The sequence below is a fragment of the Comamonas sp. A23 genome (genome assembly GCF_004522605.1).
GTDB classification, from domain to species: domain Bacteria; phylum Pseudomonadota; class Gammaproteobacteria; order Burkholderiales; family Burkholderiaceae_C; genus Comamonas; species Comamonas thiooxydans.
In genome coordinates, this window is the sequence record NZ_RSDT01000023.1 from 1 (window position 1) to 20,591 (window position 20,591).

Below are 20,591 nucleotides of genomic sequence, written 5' to 3' on the forward strand. Positions count from 1 at the left end.
CCAGGCCCAGCTTCACGGCGACCTTGCGCATCAGCAGCGCAGGTGCATCGCCCTTGTCCAGCAGCCCCTCGCCCTTGAGGCACAGCAAGGCCACAAAGTGCCAGCGATCCTCAAAGGCCAGCAGCTTTAGCTTGTCGTCATCGACCATCCGCGTATAGGTGCGGAACCATGGGAGCTTGCTCATTGTCCAGACCTCGCGTTATCTGCGGCGTGCTCTGCATCCAGAGACTGCTGAACGGCGAGCAACGCGGCCACAGCCTCAGCAATTTCGCGCTGCACGACGCGCTTGTCGTTGTCGCTGACGTTGTTGTCTGCCTTCGCCATCGTGGTGGCCATCAGAACGTCTGCGCATTCACGCACAGCGATGGCTGCAGATTTGGAGAGGCACTTTTCAGCGCCTGGCTGCGCTTCGGGCAGCGCCAGCATGCCGGCGTTGAATGAGAAGACCGTGCCCAAGGCATGCGCTTCTGCGCTACCAGCCTCACGGCACATAGACGCAATCTCTTCAGCGTCAGAGAGGCCCATCTTGTGGCTTGGGGACACGCCGCTCAGCTCCTTGCGCAGAACTTCGTCGGATTTGTTCAGGCGGGCAGCAAGAGCAGCGCGGCCGCCTGGGTAGTTGGCGACCATGCGTCGCAATGCATCAAGAGCATTCATGTCGTCCGGACTCCGAGAAAAAGGACGTTGCGGGCTGTGCCGCAGAAAAAGACACTGCCTGCATGCAAACGAAAACAGGCCAGAAGAGAGGAAAAGGTGCCCGCCGCACCCTGGGCTATGCTGGTGGCTTCCAAACCATTACCAACAGCCACAGGGAGGGCAGACATGAAGCGGGATATGGACTTGATCCGGCGTATTGCGCTTGCAGCGGAAGAGTTACCAATGGACGAGACACTGGATGGACTGGACGGTGTAGAGCAAGACGTCTTCTCTCTCCACGTCATTTGGATGAAAGAAGCTGGGCTAGTCCATGCCGCAGTCAACGAATACATGGACGAAAGCGCCGTAGCTTTTGTGTTCAGGCTCACGTGGAGTGGATGCGAGTTCGCAGATGCAGTGAGAAGCGATACCTTGTGGAAAAAGGCCAAGGACAACGTGATGAAGCCATCCATGTCATTCACTTTCGACGTGCTGAAAGACTGGCTCAAAACCGAAATCACGCAAGGCCTGCCGACCATCAGGGCACTGAGTCAGTAGCGCGCGCAAATCCATCGCAGCGGCTAGAAGCCCGGCTTTGGCTGTTCCCTCTTCACGAGCGACGTGCGATGCATGATGCTGAAATGCAATATGGGAATCAGCCATGCTGAACCAGCGCGCAGCAGTTGCTGTAACGGCGGTCAGCAGGGCCGAGTGGTCTCCGTCTCGCACGGCAACAAAATCCACGCGGGGCAACTTCGCACTATTCATTGCCCACCTCCTTGGTACAGGTGGATGGCCGCACCGCAGCCCCAAAGCCAGCGGTGGCGATGGACAAAGTAATGTTGTGATTCATGGAGAGCATGCAAATGGACTGGACAGCAATCGGTGGCATCGCAGGATCAATCTCCGCTGCCCGCGACATCGCAAAGGGGATGAGCGCGATGCGCGACACCGCGCTCATCAACGAGAAAACCGCAGCCCTGTTGGAGCAGTTGCTCAAGGCGCAGGAGGGTCTCCTCGCCCACAACACCGCTCTTTTGCAGCTCCAATCGGATCTGGCCAAGGTGCAGAAGGAAAATCTGGAACTGAAGGCAACCATCGATGAGCGCGGCAAATACACGCTGGTCACGCTCGCTAGCGGTGCGGTTGCGCTGCGCAGCAATCCCGCCAACAACCCCGCTGGGGCCGCAGAGCCAGGAATCGATGAGGCGCCCCACTATGTCTGCCAGCCCTGCTTCTCCATTGGCAGGTCTGTTGTGCTCCAGCGCACTTGGGTCATGGGTACCGACAACGGACTTGCCTGTCCCGCCTGTAAAGCCCAAGTCTTCGATAAGTGACATCACTCCACCTCCTTGGTTGAGGTGGATGGCAGCGCCAGCTCCTGGGGCGACTGAATGGTGCGTAGGTATGCCCAGTCGACGTCAGGGCGCAAGTCCTCGCAACGAATGCGCCCGTGGTTCAGCTTTTCAAGAGTGATGCATTGATCTGCTGGGAGGGTGCGCAATCCATCGCGCCAAAAACAAACCGCCTGGACAGATACCCCGCATGCGCGCGAGACCTTGGCTGGACCTCCTGCGCCGTTAATGGCTTCAGTAATTGCGTTCATGACACAAATTCTACAGTTGTAGATAGATCAATTCAACAACTGTATTTGTACCAATTCAACAAATGTTCAATGATCGGCCGCTATGGCACTAGGCACCCGTATTCGTCACTACCGAGAAAAAGCAGGACTCACCCTTGAGCAGCTCTCCGAGCGTTCTGGAGTGGAGGTTGGAACAATCTCCGCACTTGAGAATCGAGACAGCAGTCGTTCAAAGTTCGCAACCCTGATTGCCCGTGGTTTGGGTATGAGCGTGGAAATGCTCGAAGACGAATCCCGTGACTTGGATGTCGTATCGCTGCTGGAGGGGCCGCCCTCTTCTACTACTACGCGTGAGATAGACATGGCGGCATACGGTGCTGTTCCGATGTATCACGCTCCGGATGCAGTCATTGTTCCTGTGCTGTCCAACTGCGGCAGCATGGGTCCGGGCTCGGAGTTGCTGGAGTCGGATGTCATCGTTGGAGACTTGGCGCTATCCCCACACTGGATCAACCAACAAATCAGACCTCAGAACCCGCAAGAGCTGCGCTTCATCCATGCCTACGGGGACAGCATGCACCCAACCTTTACAGACGGTGATGTCCTGCTCGTAGATACTGGGCTCAATGCTCGAGACCCCAGCTCACGTGAAGGCGTCTATGTTTTGCGGGCGAATGATCGAACTTTCATCAAGCGTGTCACCCCGACCTTTGACGGCAAGCTGCAGGTGACAAGCGACAACCCCAGCGCAAAGACTGTGCAAACACTCAATGGCGATCACCAGGTAGATGTAGTGGGCCGAGTGGTCTGGGCCTGGAATGGTAAGAGGCTGTGAGCGTCTGCCGAGTAGCTGGCTCAGTGGGGAGGACTCGAGGGTGTTTTTGTATGTAAACAACTATGGAGCAAGCCATTCGCGTCTTCATCGAGTCCCGCTGCTGCAGAATCTCCTGAACAACCCGATTCGTGAGCACTTCAACGAACTGGGACACATCCTAGGTAGCTGAGAAGAGCGACAAAAGAAGGGAACTTCCACAGTGTTTATGCATCTTAAGTGATATCACTGGCGCTATCATCCATGAAAAAAGATAAGATCTCCGGTCTACGGAGAGAACTGAAGCAGATGCGCCAGAACTACACCTCTTATCCAAGTAGAGTGCTGGAGTCATATGCTAAGGCTGTTGGCCGACAACTTGATTCCAGAGGAAAAGAGCCTAATTGGGTAAGAGAGATAGAGCCTGAGCTAAGCCCTCCACTCTCGATTCCGCATCACTCAGCGGGGTTGAAGGCGGGTACCGCACGGAGCATCATTGATCAACTTCTTTCCGATCTGGATGAATGGGAAATGCATCACGATCAACTTGAAAAAGATGAGGCTGATGATGAGTGACGTAACAACTACAGCTAAAAAACCATCAATGGATTCTGCAAAACTGGATGAACGCTATGTGCGCCGTCTGAGCCCCGACCCTTCAGGTGGATACACAGCAACAATTCATGAATTTCCTGGCTGCATTGCAGAAGGTGATTCCGCAGAAGAGGCATTGAGCAATCTCGAAAGTGCCGCTTTGAGCTGGATGCGTTCAGCTCATGCAAACGGCTATCCCGTAAGCCCACCGCTTGACTATGAAGGCGCAAGTGGAAAGATTGCATTGCGCGTCTCCAGACGGCTTCATCAGCTTGCGGCTGAAAGAGCAGATCTGGAGGGCATAAGTCTCAACCAGTTCATTGGCAACGCACTTGCAAGCTACCTAGGTCAACAAGACGGTATGCGGCGCCTAGCCTACGAACTGCATAAAGCAGTACAAAGCAACCTGTACTTCTTCTACCAAAATAATTTTTCAGCAGTGCATGGAAGATCAACGAACGATCTTCGAGTGATCCCCACCATGAAATTTCGAGAAGTTAGCTCGTCTGCTAGCAACTTAATGATCACTGCAGCTCCCGAACCCAAGATGTTCATGGAAATTTCACATGGCTAAAAATGCAAGCTCTTACTCGTTTGACCACAAAGAGATTGTCACGTTGATGCTCAAAGAGGCCGACATTCACGATGGAATTTGGACGCTCAGCGTGAACTTCAGGCTGGGCGCAGGTGCTTTCGGCCCAACACCTGCAGAAGTAGCTCCCACTGGGTTTGTGAGCATAGAGGGGATAGGTCTGCAGAAGATCGATCCAGTTCCTTCAGAGCTACCACCACTTGCTTTTGATGCCGCTGAATTAAACCCAGCCTAGGCAGACGATCGCGCTCAAGAAGCCCACCTCGCGTGGGCTTTTTCACACCCAATACTCGATGGTCATATAGACCACCCAGGCCATCAGTAGGATGATCAACTGCTGAACCCAGAACTGAGTCATGACCAAGGACATCGTCGCTCTCCTCGAAGTGCGTTGATAGACTCACAGTCTCACTGTGAGTACTCACGGGCAAACGGAGACAGCCTGCCCCGACCGGGCTTTTTTACGTCCGCCAGTCGTCCCGGATCTCATTGATCACCCAGGCCACAAGCACGGCCAGGATCCACAGGCCAACCATTTGTGTCATGAGGGTAGACATCGCCGCTCTCCTTGAAGTGCGTGATACCTAAATGCTCCTCCTTCAGGCTGCTGTCTGCAATCTGTGACAGCTCCACAAGTGAGGACTTTTTCATGGCACCATCTCCGCATGACAGCACCCGCACCCCGCCTTCAGTCCACCAACATCCGCACTCGTGTTGTGAGTGGGCAGCCGTTGATCGGCGTGAAGCACACCGCCAAAACCTCGTCGGGCCTGCCCGTTTCAACCGCCTGGATTGATATGTCTCGTGAGGACGTGGAGGGACTGATTAAGTTACTGCAAGAAGCCCTTGACGAGTTAGGCAAGCAGTAGCCCCACTTCTCCCGCACACCAGCCCGCCCTGAGCGGGCTTTTTTTCGTCTGTGTGATTTGGATCCGCATTGGAACCCTGCTGCGTCTACAAAAAAATTCAACACAAATTTCTACAGTTGTTGACTTTATTAAATCTACACTTGTAGAATGCATTCGTCGCAGCAAAGCGATGGGTGCCAAGTGATCGAGCCGCGCGCCACGGGTCTTTAAAAAGCCAGAGATTCAATGCACGTCGCGAGACACGCTGCGCCCCGATGACTTACCGGAACGCGCCGCGACTCTGCCGCCCCGAAGCGGTGGATGGTGCAAACCGGCGCAGATAGTGATCTGCATAAAGCTGCCAGAGCGAAGCGCAAGCCAGTGACAGTGGGAGATATGCGCCGCCCCCGGAGCGCATCCGGGGTTCAAACCAAAGCCTTGCTTGCAGGGCTCCGGTTTGGATACAGTGAACCAATGACACGCATAAACACCACCGAAATTTGGGAGCGACACGGCTACAGAGTCGAGCGCATTGAGCAAGTCATGGGCGCGCCCCAGCGCAATATCTATGGCCCTGACGGTGTGCTGCTGATCGAGGACGCTGAGTACACCCAGGAGACTGAAGCACTGCGCGACCTTGGCTTCATCGAGTGAGCGCGACCACAGCTGCGACAACTTGGCTAGCGTCTATTTTTCGAGGGCACCGTTTAAGGTCATTTAAAAGAGTACTGTGGGACAAGGCAGTCAATCTTGACCAGCCGCCTTAGACCGGAGGTCTATTTGTCAGGTAACCCCATCCCCATCTCCACCCCATCCTTTTTGGACACCTTGAAGCTGATGTTTTTTATTACCGACGGGCTCCCAGCTCCGCAGCAACAAGGCAAACCTCGCGTCCCGAAAGAAAAGAATGAGGAAGAGCAGCAGCAGCAACGCAAGCAGTAGCGAAAAAAAGAGCTACTTTTCTCACTCAGGCTTGTCCCAGATGCCTTGAGCAACCGCCTCAACGCGAGCACACCAGCCACCTCCGGGTGGCTTTTGCTTGCGCCGTTTAAGGTCTTTTAAAAGCGTAATGTGGGTGCATGCAAGTCCTCTTGATTTGCAGCTTTAGACCGGAGGTCTATATGTTCCCACTCCTTGTGTATCAAAGATATGTCGCGTTCTGGCGCGACATGTGGTCGATCATTCTTGAGCCCATCTCAGAGCTTCCGCCAAGCCCTTCAAGTTTCGAACAAGAGCCTTCCACCAAGCCTGAAGCGCAGCAGCCCGCGCACCATGCAGAGGCAACCACGGACAAGGCCTGACTCAACGGCTGCTTGAGCCTGAAGAGCAAGAAGTCCGGATCCTGAGCCACCTTTCAAGGTGGCTTTTTCGTTGGAAAAGCGACTGCGAATGAGGCCCCGCAGTTCATTCCTGACGTGAGCTTTAGGCGCGCCGTTTAAGGGCATTAAAAGGAGTACTGTGGTGTGAGACGGTCTCTCTTGGATCGCCAGCATAGACCGGAGGTCTATATGTCTTTCATTGACAAAACCATCTTCAGCATCCGCTCCCGATGTCCCGACGTAAAACAGGAAGTCGATTCCCGGAACGTGGCGGATGACGACCGAATCTTTCACACGCCATTTCAAACGGATGCACAGTTGCAGGAGGAATCTCCTGAGCAGATGCTGCGCAAAAAAACGAACCGCCTTTTGCTGCAAGCGGTCCTCAACAAAATCTCTGCCGCTTGAGCAAGCATCTGACCGGAGGTCTATATGTTTTCACTACTTGGCTACAAACGTCAGTCCGAGTTCTGGCGTGATATGTGGGTGATGCTCCTCGAGCCGATTTCAAAGATTCAACCCATCGAACCCAGTCTCGATCCACCACTCGCACCGACGCCAAAAGCCCCACAGCCCAGCTCCGAAGCACCTGCTGTCAACGACAAGGCGTGACAGCACCACACGGAGATGCAGCGAGCCCGTAGCTCGCGCGTGTCAGTCCGGAGGTCTATATGTCAGTAAGCCGCATCCCATCTTCATTCCTGAAGGTTTGGAGAACAGTCCGACGAGTCTTCGCCAGAGGCGAGCCACTCCCCAGTCCACCCAACATCGAACAGTGCGGACCTCCTGAAAAAGACAAGAGGAGACAAGAGGAGAGGCAATCGCGCATGCGCCATAGCTATCGATACTGGTAGCAAGAGTGCTCGACAGCCCCCACGATTACGTGGCTTCATTCTCAACAGCCACCTTCTACGGTGGCTTTTTTGTGCCCAGAGATCTTGAGATGTGAGCATTAAGCCAACATGTGCCATACATGCGCCCTCTCCCGCAGGGCTATAGCGGGGCCATCAAGAAAGAGCGCGGCAATGAAAAACTGCAACGTGGGTGGAGTTGGCTAATCCGCTCTTTTTCTTGATGGTGCCGGGGGTCGGCTCCCCGGTTATTACAAACCAGGCTTGCAAGGGCCTGGCTGGAATACTGCAAGAGGGTAATCGCACCGGTCTTAGGTGCCCATCATGACCACCCCGGGAAAGTAGCGGGGGCTATCTGGCGTGACTGCTCGAGCAGGTACGGCAGTTCAGGAATGGGCCTGAGCTGGCGGCAGTCACGAACTCGGCGCTTTGCGTCGTGGCGACAGTGGTCACGCCAGATGGTTTGTGAGCCCACGTACATATTGATTCCGTGACTCTCTTTGGGCAAAATTTGCGTCACGTACCTGTTTTTGCCGGGCCTGGGGTCACAGACTCCTTTCACTTCCTCAACTTGCCCAGGCATGACCAAATAGGTCACCGGCTTTTTATTCGCGCCCGCAGCAAACCGCTCGCGGGCTTTTTGTTTTCCCACAGGAGCTTGCGTGCAATCGACTCCAGCCGCTATTCCTTCCAAAGCCGCTGCTTGCCGCGCAATAGGCACTCACCGGCCTCGGCCTCACATGCGCCTTTCCCAGCAGGGCTGAAGCGGGCCCATCAAAATAGCAAATTTGTATTAATTTGCTTCAACCAATAGAAAATACTGACAACGTCTGCAATTGGTGAAAGTATTCACCTTAATTGATGTCTTTGAATGAGCGCAGCTACTCAGGTGTGAGAGAAGCCTCTTTAAGCCACCCTCCGCAGGGTGGCTTTTTTGCACCAAAGTCAGTGCCATCCGGTGTGACCACTCGAGCAGGTACGGCAGTTCAGGAATAGGCCTGGGCGGGCGGCAATTAGGAACGCGGCACTTTGCGTCGTGGCGACAGTGGTCACACCAGATGGCAAGTCAGGTTTACTTCTTCCCACCACCGACAAGGTAGACGTTGCCCTCGGCCACGTTATTGAGAAGCTCGCGATACGCATTCACCAAGTGATCGCGGCCAAGCCTGAACTCGGGATCCGTTCTATCAGGTCCGTCCTGATGCTTAGCATCCAGCTGTGCAGCGCGCAGCTCTCTCGCCGCTTGATGGGCAGTCTCGCGCGGTAGCGCCTTGACGACTGCGGTCAAGATCATCGACAGCGCAGCGAATGCGCCAGATTCCTCCTGGGTCATGAAGCACCTCCAGTCTGATGACCCATTCTAGTTTCCAGCCGGGCCTGGGGTTTATCTCCTCCCTCCCTCTCTGAACCATTCCTCAGGCAGACCCGAAAGGTCACCGGCTCTTTATCCAGGCCCGCAGCAACCGCTCGCGGGCTTTTTCTTTGCCCTCAGGAGATTCCATGCATTCATCGACACCCCATACCCCTGCGACAAAGCTGCTGATAGCCGCGCAATGGGCTCTCACCGGCTTTGGCCTGTTCTGCCTGGTCGGCGCGGCCGTGGTGATCGCACTCACGCCAGAAGCCTGGCCCCTCTGAGCATTCAACCTTGAAAACTGACAGGAGAGACTCATGCTGAAGACGATTGTCGACTCCCTGCTGGTCATCGTTGGCGCCCTGCTTCTCGCAGCCTGGCTGTCCGCGCCTGATGCCCAAGCCGATGAACCCAAAACCTTCACCCAAAGCCTGCGCGATGAGTTCGCCTGCCCGGGCATGCATGCCGAGTGGCTGGACGAGAAGACCGTGCAATGCCTGAAAGAGCAACCTTAGATTGGGCATGACATGACCTTTTTGCAGGAAGTCTTTTCGCTCTTCTTGCGCATAAGGATAGAGAATAGGCATTGAAAAATTCATTGCAATAGTCTGTCTTCAGACAGAGCTTTTGCCTTCGCTACGCAGACGTCCATTGGAGGTCATCAACATGCGAGCTCTAAGGCGCCAAAGGGTGCAATAGCGGCCGTTGCGTTCGCATCCATCAACATAGACTGAAGCGTATGGCAAAGCCACCAATCCAGCTTGAGTACCTACCCAAGAGGCGAAGCAGTAGGAACCACCTCCTCTGGAGGGCAGGATTCTTCTTGAGCGCCTCGGCGGTTCTGCTGACTTGCCTGGTCATGGGAGGCTGTAAGCCCGAATCGGGAAAGAAGTTTGAGGAAACAACTGCTGCATTCAAAAATTCAGCGCTTAGCGCCTGGCATTGCCCAGGAATGACAGCCATTTGGGTCAGCGAAAATATTGTGAAGTGCGTCAAAGAAGAGCGTTGAGCTCGACAATTTAAAAATGCAAAAAGCCCACACCTTTACAGATGTGGGCTTTTTTACGCCAAGTAAAAATTACTTGCGTGTGTTGGCTAGAGATACTGAGATAACTCGACCACCCAATGACTGATCATTCAGGGAGTCGATCGCTGTTTTTGCTTGGGCAGCAGTGCCCATTTCAACAAAGCCGAAGCCGCGCGATTGACCTGTATTTCGATCCATTATGACTTCAGAGGAAATAACATCCCCACAGCTTGAAAAATGTGATTTTAGTGTTTCGCGATCGATGCCATAGCCAAGATTGGAGACGTAGAGATTGCTTTGCATACAGTACCTTCTAAATGAATTTCGCTACTTATTTTTCAGAGCGAAAGATGATTCCCAAGAGAACCACGAGAGTGCTTTGGTGAAGATTAGTCAGTAGCCAAAGCTTCTACTGAGGGTTGAAAAATGATGCAGCTCAATTCAGCTGGTGGCCAAGCACCATGCTCCGGCCTTCAGCCAAAGCATATTTAGAGGCAAGCGACTCATCAGAAAAATGCGGGATAAACCGAAAGATTCGGTCATAAGTACCACGACGAATAGAGACAGCAGCAGTGAATTGACCACTTGCGTCAGTCTGGGTGAGAGGTGTGACCACGTAGCGGCCAATCTGCTCTGTAGTGTTTTTGTGCAGCATGAAAGCGAACGATCGCACGCACGATTGCGCAGACCGTCAAATGAGATAGGGAAGGCCCGTGCTAAGTGCAGGGGGCAACGCAGATCCGCGAGGATGTTCAGGATCTGGGAAGTTCGCCTAGAGGGGTGTGACCACCGCGTGCTTTGCTAGAAGAGCGGCTACCTGCGGCCAAGGGGCGGCATTGGTGTCAGACAGGCACTGTTGGGGCGAACGGCCTTAACAGCGAGTGAGGCCAGTATAGGTGAACCGAAAGACCTTTGGTTGGAAATCTTCCGCTCTCCCGGCCTGACGTCCCTCACATCAAAGCCTTCAAAAAATAAATTGATAGACCACTAAGGATTAACCATGTACTGTGGGCCTAGCGTTCGGATATTTACAGAGAGCCTCACCAATGACCAAAACTAAAAAATCAACCGTTCACCATGTCGTGGAGGCCAAGCGATGGGAGCTCAGTCGCGAAAAAGAGCGCATCACCTACCCTCCGGAACATGCCGGCCCGGTGCAAATGGAATGGCGCAAGCGAGAAAACTACTCCGCCACCGACCTCGACTACCGAGGCCGCAGCAAGATTTAGAGAGCCTCCACAGAATTGCCTTTGCCCGCCATTGAGCGGGCTTTTTTATGAGTATCACCAGCATGACAAATACCACCACCGACAAGCGCTGCGGAAGCTGCGGCGCGCCTCTTCCTGAAGACTTCAAAGAAGAGCAAGGTCAACCACTTCCTTGCGGCCACTAACGGCCTCCACTCTCTCCACTTCAGAGCCCGCCAATCAGCGGGCTTTTTCTATTTCTGGAGTTCAGATGTTCAAGAGCATGATCATTTACCGCATTGCCAAGAGCTGGCAAGGCGATCTGCAGGCGCTGGAGGATGCCCTGCAAAAGACAGTCTTTGAGGAGTGCGGCGCCACACAGGAGCGTTCCGTGGGCTGGGTTCCGCCGCGTGGCGAGGCTCATGGCCCGCTGGTCGAATCCGTGGCCGGCCAATGGGTGATGCGCTTCATGACCGAGGCGAAGGTGCTACCGGCCAGCGTGCTCAATCGCAAGGTCAACGAAAAGGCCGAGCACATCGAAAAGACCGAAGGCCGCAAGCCCGGCAAGAAGGAAAAGCGCGACCTCAAGGACGAGGCCAAGCTGGACCTGCTACCCATGGCCTTCACCAAGCAAGGCAGCATGTGGGTCTGGATTGACCCCCAGGCGCGCACGCTAGTGCTGGACACGAGCGTCCAGGGCCGCGCCGATGAAGTGGTAACGCTGCTGGTCAAAGGCCTGCCCGGCTTTGCCCTGGCCCTGCTGGACACCCAGACCAGCCCGCAGGCCGCCATGGCGCATTGGCTGATGACACAGGAGCCGCCCGCCGGCTTCAGCGCTGACCGCGAGACAGAACTGAAAGCATGCGACGAGTCCAAGGCCATCGTGCGCTACGCCCGCCACCCGCTGGATATTGATGAGGTCCGCAAGCACATCGAGCAAGGCAAGCTGCCCACCAAGCTGGCGATGACCTGGGACGACCGTGTGAGCTTTGTCCTGACAGAAGGCCTGCAGATCAAGAACATCGCGCTGCTGGATGCAGTCATGGACGGCAACAGCAAGGACGACAGCGGCTTCGACACCGATGTGGCCATTGCCACCGGCGAGCTGTCGCGCCTGATTCCGGATCTGATCGAAGCACTGGGCGGCGAAGGCCGCACCCGCCTGGGCGACCTGCCCGCATCGCTTCAGAACGCGCCTGCTGCGGAAACTCTGCCAGCAAGCACTGCCAGGACCGCGCCCGCCCCGCACTGCGAAGCTGCTGGCGACGGTCCGGACCCGCTCTATGCCGAGGCCGTTGAACTGGTGCGCAAGGACCGGAAGCCAAGCATCTCCTATGTGCAGCGCAAGCTGTTGATTGGCTACAACCGGGCCGCCGCCTTGCTGGAGCGCATGCAGGCCGAGGGACTGGTGTCGCGCATGGATGGCAGCGGCAAGCGCACGCTTTTGACGCCGCCCGCCTAGGAGTCCAGCGCCAGCAAATGACTAGGCTCTATCAACTCACTTACTGCTCAGCAGTGCAAAGAGTAGGCAGTGAAGGCTTAATGGCCAGATCCAGGAAATCAAGAAGGTAGTCGCTTGAGCGTACGGATGATCCTGCCTATTGCTAGCTCTAAATGCCATAGTTGCAAACGTATCAATGCTCACAATTCCTATGTAAGTGTTTGCGTTAAAACGGTTTTTTCCATGAAATGGGCGTACCGTAGGGACAAGGCAATTGGTCAAATAACCTGCCTGTATAGATCCGAAACCTACAGCTCTCAAATCGATTGAGCGGCTTGAACTCTCCAGAGTTCAAGCATGCCCGAAATCGAGCTAAATCAAAGATGGGCAAGACGTGGCGCAGTCAATTGACCATCTAAGTGAGCTTCTGCCTCTTGTGCTTGCTCAAGCCTAGTCCCCTTTCGGAACTGCTTTCTTTTCCACTGAAGCAAAGCGAATCCTTGAGGATTGCTCAACTGACAAGACCGGAGACTTAATGCAACGTGAAGATCTAGCAATCACTATTGCTCCAGCGCCACAGGCGCTGCAACCAGAAATCATCAGTCACTCGATTTCTCACGATGACCATGCACGGTCGCCGAATGTGCCTATGAAAAATAGCGATGTGGACATCGACAATCCGGACGCAAGGTCAGCGCAACCCTCCAATGCTATGCAGCTGGAGGCAGAGCATGGTTGGGATGTATATCCAGATCGGATGGCGTAAGGAGTTTTTATGCATGAACTTTCTCAACGCAAAGTTCACGGCTTCTGGGCAAACCTGAAGTGCATGTTTTTCCCGTGGCCAAAAGAAGAAGAGCCGGAAACGAGCGCATCCCAAAAAACAGAAGGCAATAAACTAGCCGGCTTTCAACCAGGAAACACTATTGCAGGAATCATGCTGACGCTTGCTATCTTTGGCATGATTGCTGCAGGCTACTTTGCTTACAGGTATGGGGCTTTCTGAAAAAGCCTTCATTCTATTTCCAGGGGAATTTGCCATAAATAAGATAGCAAATATCTCCAATCTAGAGGGCCCGCCATCGAGCGGGCTTCTTTATTAGAGCAGGGCTGAGAAGCCTAAATTAGTGACAAGAGCAAGCGCTCAATGCCCATTCTTATTCTTTCAAGCCTGTCCCTGAAGCTCTTTCCCTCTTCCACAAGCCGCGCCAGATCGGACTGCTGCCTGGCCTCTTTAAGAGCCGCAAGATGCAGCTCCAGCTTCTCCCGCTGCTTAGTCGCCTGCTCTTGCAATCGCTCTATCTCCGCCTGATCAGACGCCTTTGCGCTCGCTTTCTGTGCACGCTTCATAAGCAGGTCGATATGGTTCAGGCTAGCTTCGGATTCGCGGATGTGTCTGTCAGCCATCTGCTCTATCGTTTCCATCACGACCTCCTTGCAGTGAACCCACTGCCTTGCGAATCCAGCTGGCCTGCCTAAGAGAGCTGACTCCTTAAGAAGGAGCAGGTCAAAACTACCAGCAAGCCTTTCCCGTAAGGTACTGCAACGGACCTACTGATGCCAAGAGATCCGTTGCCATCCTTCAAGCAGCTGCCCGGCAATGCAAAGAGCTGGCTGGAGGTTCAGCTTCAGGAAATCAAGAAGCTTGTCTCTTGAGTTGCTCTTGCGGGAAGAGAGGCGGCAAAAGAAAAAAGCTCACGCTTTTGGCGTGAGCCCTTCTTACAGATCGAAGAAGATTATTTGCGTGGACGGGCCAAGGCCACTCCCAGTGCGCGACCGCCAAGCGGCTGGTCATTCAGTGTTTCGATCGCTTTCTGGGCCTGCTCTTGAGTGCCCATTTCAACGAAGCCGAAGCCGCGCGAACGGCCGGTGTCGCGATCAATGATGACGTCTGCAGCGACCACATCACCGCAGCAGCCGAAATGTGTGCGCAGGGCTTCGCTGTCGATGGAATAGCCGAGATTGGTAACGTAGAGATTGGATTGCATTGTGTTCTTTCAAAGATTGCTCACGCATGTCAGCGATGAGCGGTTACAAGATTGATAAGGGTCAGCGGCGGCGCTTGAAGGCAGGTTTGGCCCCAGTAGCAGCACCAGTACGAGGAGGAAGATGGCGAAAGGTCACACGCCCTTTGTTCAGGTCGTAGGGCGACATTTCGACGGTCACTTTGTCACCAGCCAGCACACGAATACGATGCTTGCGCATCTTTCCGCCGCTGTAAGCAATGAGCTGATGGCCGTTTTCCAGAGTCACGCGAAATCGCGCATCTGGCAGTACTTCGTCAACTCGGCCCAACATCTCGATTAGTTCTTCTTTAGCCAAAGTGTCTCCTGTGAGTGAAGGATTCAGCCGCTCAGTTCAGCCTTTGGTTCAACACCATGTTTCGCCCTTCAGTCAGGGCATAGTTAGAGGCAAGCGACTCGTTAGAAAACTGGGGAACAAATCGAATGACGCGGTCATATGCACCGCGGCGAATGGAAACGGCAGCCAGGAATTGGCCGCTGGTGCTCGGCTGTGTCAGAGGTGTGACCACGTAGCGGCCAATCTGCTCTGTAATGTTTTTGTGCAGCATGAAATCGGACGGCCGCACGCACGATTGCGCAGACCATCAAGTGAGATAGGGAAGGCCCGCTGTGAATGCAGGGGGCAACGCAGATCCATAAGGATGTTCAGGATCTGGTGAGTTCGCCTAGAGGGGAGTGACCACCGCGTGCTTTGCGAGAAGAGCGGCTACCTGCGGCCAAGGGGCGGCAATGGTGTCAGACAGGCACTGTTGGGGCGAACGGCCTAAACAGCGAGTGAAACCAGTATAGGTGAATTGAAAGACCTTGGAATCACAACATTCAGCTTCACTGAAGGACGCGGTCCTTGGAGGCGGTCGAACGATACCCCTCGAAAAAGAAATCAATAGACCTGTCTGCAGTAAGCCTGTACCGTGGGGCAACTGTTTGGAAATTTAGCGAGAGCCTTGCAATGAGCACAACTAAAAAGTCGGCCGTCCACCATGTTGTGGAGGCCAAGCGATGGGAGCTCAGCCGGGAGAAAGAGCGCATCACCTATCCTCCCGAACATGCCGGCCCTGTACAGATGGACTGGCGCAAGCGCGAGAACTACTCAGCGACCGACCTCGACTATCGCGGCCGAAACAAGACCTAGAGGTCCCTCCACCCAATTGCCATTGCCCGCCTCGTGCGGGCTTTTTTATGAACAGCATCGACATGACAGAATCAATGCCGCCAAGTGCTGCTGAAGCTGCGGCGCGCCCTTTTTGAAACCTCAAAGAGGAGCAAGGTCACCCACCTCCCTGCCGCCACTAACAGGCACATATTTACAAGATCACAGCCCGCCACTGAGCGGGCTTTTCTCATTCTCTGGAGCTGAAAATTGTCTCGCTACTGTGGGACAACATGGACTTGGCTCAGGTCCACACCGAGCGATTGGGCCTTCTCCAGCAATCGCCTAAAGTGCTGCTCAGGAATGATCTTGCTTCGGGAAAGCAGCCAGAAGTAGTCAAGGCTGTTGCCAATCACCAAAGACGTCTGGTACTGGTCATCCAGACCCACCACGTTGTAGCCACCGTAGAACGGACCGAAGAAAGACACTTTGAGCGCCGCGATGCTGGGATCGCCCAGGAATTGCGCCTTGCCGTTGGCTTGACGCCATTCCTTCTTCGATGCGTCATAGCCTCGATTGACCACGGCCACGGTGCCATCATCGTTAAGGCTGTACTGCGCAGAGACCTGAGTCAGACCTTTTTCAAAACTGTGCTCTATGCGGGCCAGTTCGTACCAAGTTCCCATGTAGCGCTTGGCATCAAAGCCAGTCACAGGCTGTAGGCCTTTAGGCACCGAGACAGCGCAGCCATACAGCGCAGCAACTCCTGCTGCAACCACGGTCAACGCAGCAGTACGAATTAGAGAGCTTCTCGAAAAACGCATTGTTGTTTCCTGAGGTTGAAAGCCTCATTCAACCATCCACCAACCAGCCCGCCTTGAAGAGCGGGCTTTTTGCTTTCTGGAGCCCTATCAATGAAGCCACGCCTGCGCGTTTCTTTCAGCGGCGGCCGGACCAGTGCATTCATGAGCATTTGGCTGCGGCAGCACATGGCCGACTGCTATGACATGCGCTTTGTGTTCGCAAATACCGGTTGGGAGCACCCTGATACCTTGCGATTCGTCAACGAAGTGGACAAGCGTTACGACCTGGGCGTGGCCTGGGTCGAGGCCGTACCGCGCCGCGAGCTTGGAAAATCCAGCGGCCATCGCGTGGTGACCTATGAGACGGCCAGTCGCAACGGGGAGCCATTTGAGGCCGTGGTGGCCGCTTACGGTCTGCCGAACCAGACATTCAGCCACTGCACTCGGGAACTGAAGCTGAACCCGATCAACGACTACTTCGCGTCAATCGGCTGGGCGGGCACGGCAACTGCCATTGGCATCCGCGCCGATGAGATGCGCCGAGTTTCAAAGCGCGCAGAAGCGGCCAGGATCATCTATCCCCTGGTGGACATGATCCCCTCAACCAAGGACGACGTGCTCGCCTTCTTCGAGGGCTTCGACTGGGATCTACGGATACCCGAGCACCAGGGCAACTGCATCGGCTGTTTCAAGAAGTCAGACCGCAAGCTGCTCACGCTGTACCGCGAGAACCCAGCGAACTTCGATTTCCCTGTGCGGCTGGATCAGCTGTACCGCAACGTGGGGCCGAACAACGTACCGGGCCCACGCCGGATGTACCGAGGGCACCGCAGTGCGCCAGACCTTGCTGCTGAGTTCAAGGCTGCGAACCAGGACTACCGCCCGCCAGTGCATGACGGCGGCTGCAGTGAAAGCTGCGAACTCTGCGAAACCGAACAGCTAGAGCTGTTCCCAGCCTGACCACCAACACCCCAGCCCGCAGCCGCGGGCTTTTCTCATTCTGGGAGCCACCAATATGAACATGACGCCCTGCGTCCTCGATGCCTGCTGCGGCAGCCGAATGATGTGGTTCGACAAGACCGACTCGCGCGCGGTATTTGTTGACCAGCGCAGCGAAACCATCATCGTGACGGACAACTCGCGGGGAAATGCATCTGGCCAGCGTGTTCTGCGAATTGAGCCCGACTGTCTGATGGACTTCCGCGCGCTGACCTTCCCTGATAGCGCCTTCAAGCTGGTGGCGTTTGATCCACCTCACCTTATTCATGCCGGACCGAAATCATGGCTTGGAGCCAAGTACGGGAAGCTGGGGCCAGACTGGCGCGAAGACCTGCGCCAAGGCTTTGCCGAGTGCTTCCGCGTGCTGGAGCCAGGTGGAACCTTGGTGTTCAAGTGGAACGAAACGCAGGTGAAAGTGAAAGAAGTCCTAGCCCTGACATCTGAAAAGCCTTTGTTCGGCCAAGTCAGTGGCCGCTCGGGAATGACTCACTGGCTTGTATTCATGAAGGCAGCAGCCAAGGAAGGAGCGTAGCAAGGATGAGCAAGGGAGCCCGCGACCGCGGCGACAAGCGCGACAGATGGCGCGAACCAATCAACCACCCCGAACCCCGCTGATGCGGGGCTTTTTTATGGAATTAATGATCATGAGCACGTTCTTAACTCCAGATGAAATCAGGGAACTCACCGGCATCGCGCGCGGCAAGGCTGGGAAGACCCGCGAAATGCTTCAGGCAGCCGCCCTGCGCACCATGAAGATTCCGTTTTATCTCAACGCTGTGGGTCGGCCTATCGTGACCCGTCACTCTATAGAAGGCCAAGCCATTCCAGAGGTCAGCACCGCAACATGGGAGCCTGCGTTTAGCCATGGTTAAAGCAATGCCCAACTTCCGGGCCCGCAAACAGAAGTCCGGCACAACCTACTATTACTTCGACACCGGCGCCAAGCCGCGCAAAGAGATCCCGCTCGGCAGCGATTACAGAGTCGCTGTGCAGAAATGGCTTGAACTCTCGGCCATGCCTGCCCGGCCCGTTTCCGAGAACTTCGCAGAACTGGCGGACAAATACGAGGCAGAGGTCATCCCCCTCAAAGCCAAGTCCACACAGGCTACCCAACTAGGTGATCTGAAGAAGCTACGCACCTTCTTCTGCAACCCGACGCCGGCCCCGCTGAATGCCATCAAGCCCAAACACATCTATCTGCTGCTGCAATGGGCAAAGGACACCCCCACCACAGCCAACCGGCTCAAGCGCGTGTTCTCACACATGTTCAACATGGCCAGGGCCTGGGGCTGGACGGAGAACGAGAACCCTTGCACGGGCATTGAAGGCCACTCGCTCGGCAAGCGCGAGGTCTACATCTCCGATGAGGTCTATCGCCTGGTCTACGAGCATGGCAATGTGGCATTGAAGGACGCGATGGACCTGGCCTATCTGACTGGCCAGCGGCCTGGCGATACCCTGTCCCTTACCGACCACGACATCATTGACGGCTACCTCGTAATCAAGCAGAGCAAGACCTCCGCGGCGCTTCGATTCATTATCGAAGGCGAGCTCAATGCCCTGCTGGATCGTATCGAGGAGCGAAAGCGATCACACAAGACTTGGAGCGCAAATCTGCTGGTCAGCCAATACGGCAAGGCCATGTCCAAGCAAATGCTTCGCAAAGCGTTTGAGACTGCGCGATCTGACGCCGCCGACGAGGCTGACAAGTCAGGCAATGCCGCGCTGGCCGCGCAGATCCGCGCCTTCTGGTTCTATGACCTTCGCGCCAAAGCTGCAGACGATGTTGCCGACGAACGCGGAGAACTGGCTGCGTCCAAGCAATTGGGGCACACGTCTGTGCAGACGACCAAGCGCCACTACCTGCGCCGAGGCACTAGGGTTCAAGCTACAAAATAGAGGAATTCTTGCTCCGCAAAGGCTTTAGCTGCAACACGTTTGCGTCATTTAAACACTGTTTAAACATACAGCAAAGCGGAGCATAAAACCTCGGGAAACCCGCTTGTGCGCTTGATTGTTGGGTGAGCTTAGAAGGCTGTTGCTCTATCCAACTGAGCTACGGGAAGATGATTGAAACAACCCAGCATGTGCTGGGTTGTTGGGAGATGGTGGACTGGCGGGAAGTGAGCCCGCGTCCGTCCCTTATTCTAAGCGGCCCTTAAGGGGGCGGTGTGGAATCGGTGCGATTTCTCACCTCCCCCACGACACGACGGCGTCTCGTGGAGCGTCATACCCGTGGTTTTATTGCCGAAAGTCGAGCCTCAATGGCATGTGGTTGTGGGCTATTTGCATCAAATTGCATATGAATTTCTGAATTCCGAGCCCAATTTCAAGCTACATTAACGGTCTTCGGAGCGTAGCGCAGCCTGGTAGCGCATCTGCTTTGGGAGCAGAGGGTCGCGAGTTCGAATCCCGCCGCTCCGACCAAATGACAAGGGGTTAGATCGAAAGGTCTAACCCCTTTTGTCTATCCACACTTACGCCCCATAGACTTCAAAGCGCTCCCATCTACTTGTGACTTGGACAGGTCTGCTCTGTTTGGGCGTCACCTGCATCGGCACCCAAGGGGCCACGCACACTCGATGTCGGCCTAGCATGATCACCCAAGGCATGGCTAGGCGGTACCAAGCCTATGCCCCTGAGCAGTCGCCCCAATAACGCGGGCAGCCCAGATTCCGCTTCCCGCAGGAAGCCAATGATCTGTTCTTCTGTAAATCTCTTTTTCACGTCCAATCTCCTGTCTTCGGGATGGGACTACAGAGTCAGACGCTACTCAAATCCGGGGGAACGTCGAGTCCGTCGGCAGCTTGGAATCAGGCTTGTGCATGCGACTCATCAGGAAAGGTGAGCCAGCATTGATGAAACATGGCACAGCTCTCCACCAGTGCACTCAACGCAGTGCCTGAGCGCACCCTGGCTGGCAGTGCCAGCGACTACATCACAGAAGCCCCCCAGATAGCTGCTTGTGGTCACCATTGAGGACGTTGTGTACTTCAAGCTAGGCAGTGATCGACCCAGAGCAGTTACTGAATGAAACATGCGCCAAAAATTAGCCATAAAGCTCCTCTGTATCCCTCCAAGTCAAGAGGCGCTTTTGTTCTTCATTCTCGTAAGCTAGGTGTATGGTCCCAGGAAGTCATGGTGCATTCTTTAGCCTGGAACAGGAGAAAGCACTATGGCAATCCGCCTGCATGGCAGCGCCCGCACGACGCCGCGTATCCGCGCAGAACTCCAGCTAGCCACCGGATCCCATCGGTCTTTGGCCAAGCTCTATGGCCTCAACCCCAAGACCGTGGCCAAGTGGCGTGCGCGCACCTCTGTTCTCGATGAGCCCATGGGTCCTCGGGACAGAGCAAGCCAGCATCTTTCTCAAGAGCAAGAACACCTGGCAATTGCATTACGCAAGCAAGGGCATCTGTCGCTGGACGAT

Annotated in this window: 32 protein-coding genes and 1 tRNA gene; 22 read left to right on the forward strand and 11 right to left on the reverse strand. The window is 55.1% G+C overall.

Features of this window, described 5'->3' with window-relative positions; genetic code table 11:
- Both EIC84_RS25000 and EIC84_RS25005 read right to left on the reverse strand, forming a co-directional pair.
- Positions 1 to 184 (reverse strand): hypothetical protein (locus EIC84_RS25000; protein ID WP_134737348.1); only part of this gene is annotated, 184 nt, incomplete at its 3' end.
- The gene (locus EIC84_RS25005; protein ID WP_003061366.1) at positions 181 to 657 is read right to left on the reverse strand and encodes a phage regulatory CII family protein; all 477 of its coding nucleotides are present in this window, start codon (positions 655 to 657) and stop codon (positions 181 to 183) included. The genes EIC84_RS25005 and EIC84_RS25000, both read right to left, overlap by 4 nt.
- Positions 658 to 822: 165 nt before the next feature.
- Between EIC84_RS25005 and EIC84_RS25010 the strand changes: the two genes are divergently transcribed.
- Positions 823 to 1,194 carry a DUF2513 domain-containing protein gene (locus EIC84_RS25010; protein WP_003061364.1) on the forward strand — a complete coding sequence of 124 codons (372 nt, stop codon included), beginning with the start codon at positions 823 to 825 and terminating at the stop codon, positions 1,192 to 1,194.
- Positions 1,195 to 1,502: 308 nt separating this feature from the next.
- Entirely contained in the window at positions 1,503 to 1,973 is a 471-nt protein-coding gene (locus tag EIC84_RS25015) for a hypothetical protein (RefSeq protein WP_003061362.1), read from the forward strand.
- A 2-nt stretch (positions 1,974 to 1,975) separates the two neighbouring features.
- On the opposite strand, the gene EIC84_RS25020 is transcribed toward EIC84_RS25015, so the two are convergent.
- Complete coding sequence (locus EIC84_RS25020; protein ID WP_003061360.1) at positions 1,976 to 2,242, reverse strand: helix-turn-helix domain-containing protein; 267 nt, start codon at positions 2,240 to 2,242, stop codon at positions 1,976 to 1,978.
- A gap of 82 nt (positions 2,243 to 2,324) precedes the next feature.
- Here EIC84_RS25020 and EIC84_RS25025 point away from each other — a divergent pair, with 82 nt between their 5' ends.
- From EIC84_RS25025 to EIC84_RS25040, 4 genes are all read left to right on the forward strand, one after another.
- Positions 2,325 to 3,056: an XRE family transcriptional regulator gene (locus EIC84_RS25025; RefSeq protein ID WP_080554074.1), complete on the forward strand. Its 732-nt coding sequence runs from the start codon at positions 2,325 to 2,327 to the stop codon at positions 3,054 to 3,056.
- 240 nt (positions 3,057 to 3,296) lie between these two features.
- Complete coding sequence (locus EIC84_RS25030; protein ID WP_034361190.1) at positions 3,297 to 3,608, forward strand: hypothetical protein; 312 nt, start codon at positions 3,297 to 3,299, stop codon at positions 3,606 to 3,608.
- Entirely contained in the window at positions 3,598 to 4,200 is a 603-nt protein-coding gene (locus tag EIC84_RS25035) for a type II toxin-antitoxin system HicB family antitoxin (RefSeq protein ID WP_160162801.1), read from the forward strand. Before EIC84_RS25030 ends, EIC84_RS25035 begins: the two co-directional genes overlap by 11 nt.
- Positions 4,193 to 4,453 (forward strand): hypothetical protein, encoded by a 261-nt coding sequence (locus tag EIC84_RS25040; RefSeq protein ID WP_003061355.1) that lies wholly within the window; start codon positions 4,193 to 4,195, stop codon positions 4,451 to 4,453. The genes EIC84_RS25035 and EIC84_RS25040 overlap by 8 nt, the downstream gene beginning before the upstream one ends.
- Before the next feature lie 251 nt (positions 4,454 to 4,704).
- On the opposite strand, the gene EIC84_RS26115 is transcribed toward EIC84_RS25040, so the two are convergent.
- The gene (locus EIC84_RS26115; RefSeq protein WP_167599015.1) at positions 4,705 to 4,869 is read right to left on the reverse strand and encodes a hypothetical protein; all 165 of its coding nucleotides are present in this window, start codon (positions 4,867 to 4,869) and stop codon (positions 4,705 to 4,707) included.
- 671 nt (positions 4,870 to 5,540) lie between these two features.
- Between EIC84_RS26115 and EIC84_RS25050 the strand changes: the two genes are divergently transcribed.
- The 3 genes from EIC84_RS25050 to EIC84_RS25070 all read left to right on the forward strand — a co-directional run bounded on the left by EIC84_RS25050 (position 5,541) and on the right by EIC84_RS25070 (position 6,997).
- On the forward strand, positions 5,541 to 5,720 hold the full coding sequence (locus EIC84_RS25050; protein ID WP_003061345.1) for a hypothetical protein: 180 nt from the start codon (positions 5,541 to 5,543) through the stop codon (positions 5,718 to 5,720).
- Between the two features lie 854 nt (positions 5,721 to 6,574).
- Entirely contained in the window at positions 6,575 to 6,793 is a 219-nt protein-coding gene (locus EIC84_RS25065) for a hypothetical protein (RefSeq protein WP_003061337.1), read from the forward strand.
- Between the two features lie 24 nt (positions 6,794 to 6,817).
- Positions 6,818 to 6,997 (forward strand): hypothetical protein, encoded by a 180-nt coding sequence (locus tag EIC84_RS25070; RefSeq protein ID WP_080554070.1) that lies wholly within the window; start codon positions 6,818 to 6,820, stop codon positions 6,995 to 6,997.
- Positions 6,998 to 8,308: 1,311 nt separating this feature from the next.
- Here EIC84_RS25070 and EIC84_RS25075 read toward each other — a convergent pair.
- Entirely contained in the window at positions 8,309 to 8,569 is a 261-nt protein-coding gene (locus EIC84_RS25075) for a hypothetical protein (protein WP_003061334.1), read from the reverse strand.
- 167 nt (positions 8,570 to 8,736) lie between these two features.
- On the opposite strand from EIC84_RS25075, the gene EIC84_RS26120 reads away from it, so the two are divergent.
- Complete coding sequence (locus EIC84_RS26120) at positions 8,737 to 8,874, forward strand: hypothetical protein (RefSeq protein WP_003061332.1); 138 nt, start codon at positions 8,737 to 8,739, stop codon at positions 8,872 to 8,874.
- A 33-nt stretch (positions 8,875 to 8,907) separates the two neighbouring features.
- Positions 8,908 to 9,105 (forward strand): hypothetical protein, encoded by a 198-nt coding sequence (locus EIC84_RS25080; RefSeq protein ID WP_003061330.1) that lies wholly within the window; start codon positions 8,908 to 8,910, stop codon positions 9,103 to 9,105.
- 563 nt (positions 9,106 to 9,668) lie between these two features.
- On the opposite strand, the gene EIC84_RS25085 is transcribed toward EIC84_RS25080, so the two are convergent.
- Together EIC84_RS25085 and EIC84_RS25090 are read right to left on the reverse strand one after the other, a co-directional pair.
- Entirely contained in the window at positions 9,669 to 9,920 is a 252-nt protein-coding gene (locus tag EIC84_RS25085; protein WP_003061328.1) for an RNA-binding protein, read from the reverse strand.
- Positions 9,921 to 10,053: 133 nt separating this feature from the next.
- Positions 10,054 to 10,272, reverse strand: a complete 219-nt coding sequence (locus tag EIC84_RS25090; protein WP_080554076.1) for a hypothetical protein — start codon at positions 10,270 to 10,272, stop codon at positions 10,054 to 10,056.
- A gap of 391 nt (positions 10,273 to 10,663) precedes the next feature.
- Between EIC84_RS25090 and EIC84_RS25095 the strand changes: the two genes are divergently transcribed.
- From EIC84_RS25095 to EIC84_RS25110, 4 genes are all read left to right on the forward strand, one after another.
- Positions 10,664 to 10,846 (forward strand): hypothetical protein, encoded by a 183-nt coding sequence (locus EIC84_RS25095; protein WP_034349191.1) that lies wholly within the window; start codon positions 10,664 to 10,666, stop codon positions 10,844 to 10,846.
- A 229-nt stretch (positions 10,847 to 11,075) separates the two neighbouring features.
- Positions 11,076 to 12,266: a recombination-associated protein RdgC gene (locus tag EIC84_RS25100; RefSeq protein WP_003061324.1), complete on the forward strand. Its 1,191-nt coding sequence runs from the start codon at positions 11,076 to 11,078 to the stop codon at positions 12,264 to 12,266.
- Positions 12,267 to 12,780: 514 nt separating this feature from the next.
- Positions 12,781 to 13,011, forward strand: coding sequence for a hypothetical protein (locus tag EIC84_RS25105; RefSeq protein WP_131361291.1), 231 nt, complete (start codon positions 12,781 to 12,783; stop codon positions 13,009 to 13,011).
- A 9-nt stretch (positions 13,012 to 13,020) separates the two neighbouring features.
- Positions 13,021 to 13,251, forward strand: a complete 231-nt coding sequence (locus EIC84_RS25110) for a hypothetical protein (RefSeq protein WP_003061322.1) — start codon at positions 13,021 to 13,023, stop codon at positions 13,249 to 13,251.
- Between the two features lie 113 nt (positions 13,252 to 13,364).
- On the opposite strand, the gene EIC84_RS25115 is transcribed toward EIC84_RS25110, so the two are convergent.
- The 3 genes from EIC84_RS25115 to infA all read right to left on the reverse strand — a co-directional run bounded on the left by EIC84_RS25115 (position 13,365) and on the right by infA (position 14,567).
- Complete coding sequence (locus EIC84_RS25115; RefSeq protein WP_003061320.1) at positions 13,365 to 13,670, reverse strand: hypothetical protein; 306 nt, start codon at positions 13,668 to 13,670, stop codon at positions 13,365 to 13,367.
- Between the two features lie 311 nt (positions 13,671 to 13,981).
- Positions 13,982 to 14,233 carry an RNA-binding protein gene (locus tag EIC84_RS25120; RefSeq protein WP_003061318.1) on the reverse strand — a complete coding sequence of 84 codons (252 nt, stop codon included), beginning with the start codon at positions 14,231 to 14,233 and terminating at the stop codon, positions 13,982 to 13,984.
- Between the two features lie 61 nt (positions 14,234 to 14,294).
- Positions 14,295 to 14,567 carry a translation initiation factor IF-1 gene (gene infA / locus EIC84_RS25125; RefSeq protein ID WP_034361186.1) on the reverse strand — a complete coding sequence of 91 codons (273 nt, stop codon included), beginning with the start codon at positions 14,565 to 14,567 and terminating at the stop codon, positions 14,295 to 14,297.
- Positions 14,568 to 15,218: 651 nt separating this feature from the next.
- Between infA and EIC84_RS25135 the strand changes: the two genes are divergently transcribed.
- Positions 15,219 to 15,401 carry a hypothetical protein gene (locus EIC84_RS25135; protein ID WP_003061314.1) on the forward strand — a complete coding sequence of 61 codons (183 nt, stop codon included), beginning with the start codon at positions 15,219 to 15,221 and terminating at the stop codon, positions 15,399 to 15,401.
- Positions 15,402 to 15,637: 236 nt separating this feature from the next.
- Here the strand turns inward: EIC84_RS25135 and EIC84_RS25140 are convergent, their stop codons facing one another.
- A complete protein-coding gene (locus EIC84_RS25140; RefSeq protein ID WP_237704384.1) occupies positions 15,638 to 16,183 on the reverse strand; it encodes a lipocalin family protein in 546 nt (181 codons plus the stop codon).
- Between the two features lie 90 nt (positions 16,184 to 16,273).
- Between EIC84_RS25140 and EIC84_RS25145 the strand changes: the two genes are divergently transcribed.
- The 6 genes from EIC84_RS25145 to EIC84_RS25175 all read left to right on the forward strand — a co-directional run.
- Positions 16,274 to 17,122, forward strand: coding sequence for a phosphoadenosine phosphosulfate reductase family protein (locus tag EIC84_RS25145; RefSeq protein WP_003061309.1), 849 nt, complete (start codon positions 16,274 to 16,276; stop codon positions 17,120 to 17,122).
- Between the two features lie 55 nt (positions 17,123 to 17,177).
- Positions 17,178 to 17,693, forward strand: a complete 516-nt coding sequence (locus EIC84_RS25150) for a class I SAM-dependent methyltransferase (RefSeq protein ID WP_003061306.1) — start codon at positions 17,178 to 17,180, stop codon at positions 17,691 to 17,693.
- A 112-nt stretch (positions 17,694 to 17,805) separates the two neighbouring features.
- Positions 17,806 to 18,033, forward strand: coding sequence for a DUF4224 domain-containing protein (locus tag EIC84_RS25155; protein ID WP_100086377.1), 228 nt, complete (start codon positions 17,806 to 17,808; stop codon positions 18,031 to 18,033).
- A 4-nt stretch (positions 18,034 to 18,037) separates the two neighbouring features.
- A complete protein-coding gene (locus tag EIC84_RS25160; protein ID WP_003061303.1) occupies positions 18,038 to 19,060 on the forward strand; it encodes a tyrosine-type recombinase/integrase in 1,023 nt (340 codons plus the stop codon).
- Between the two features lie 451 nt (positions 19,061 to 19,511).
- A tRNA-Pro gene (locus EIC84_RS25165) sits at positions 19,512 to 19,588 on the forward strand.
- Positions 19,589 to 20,336: 748 nt separating this feature from the next.
- A partial coding sequence (locus tag EIC84_RS25175; protein ID WP_370456520.1) for a helix-turn-helix domain-containing protein occupies positions 20,337 to 20,591 on the forward strand: 255 nt, incomplete at its 3' end.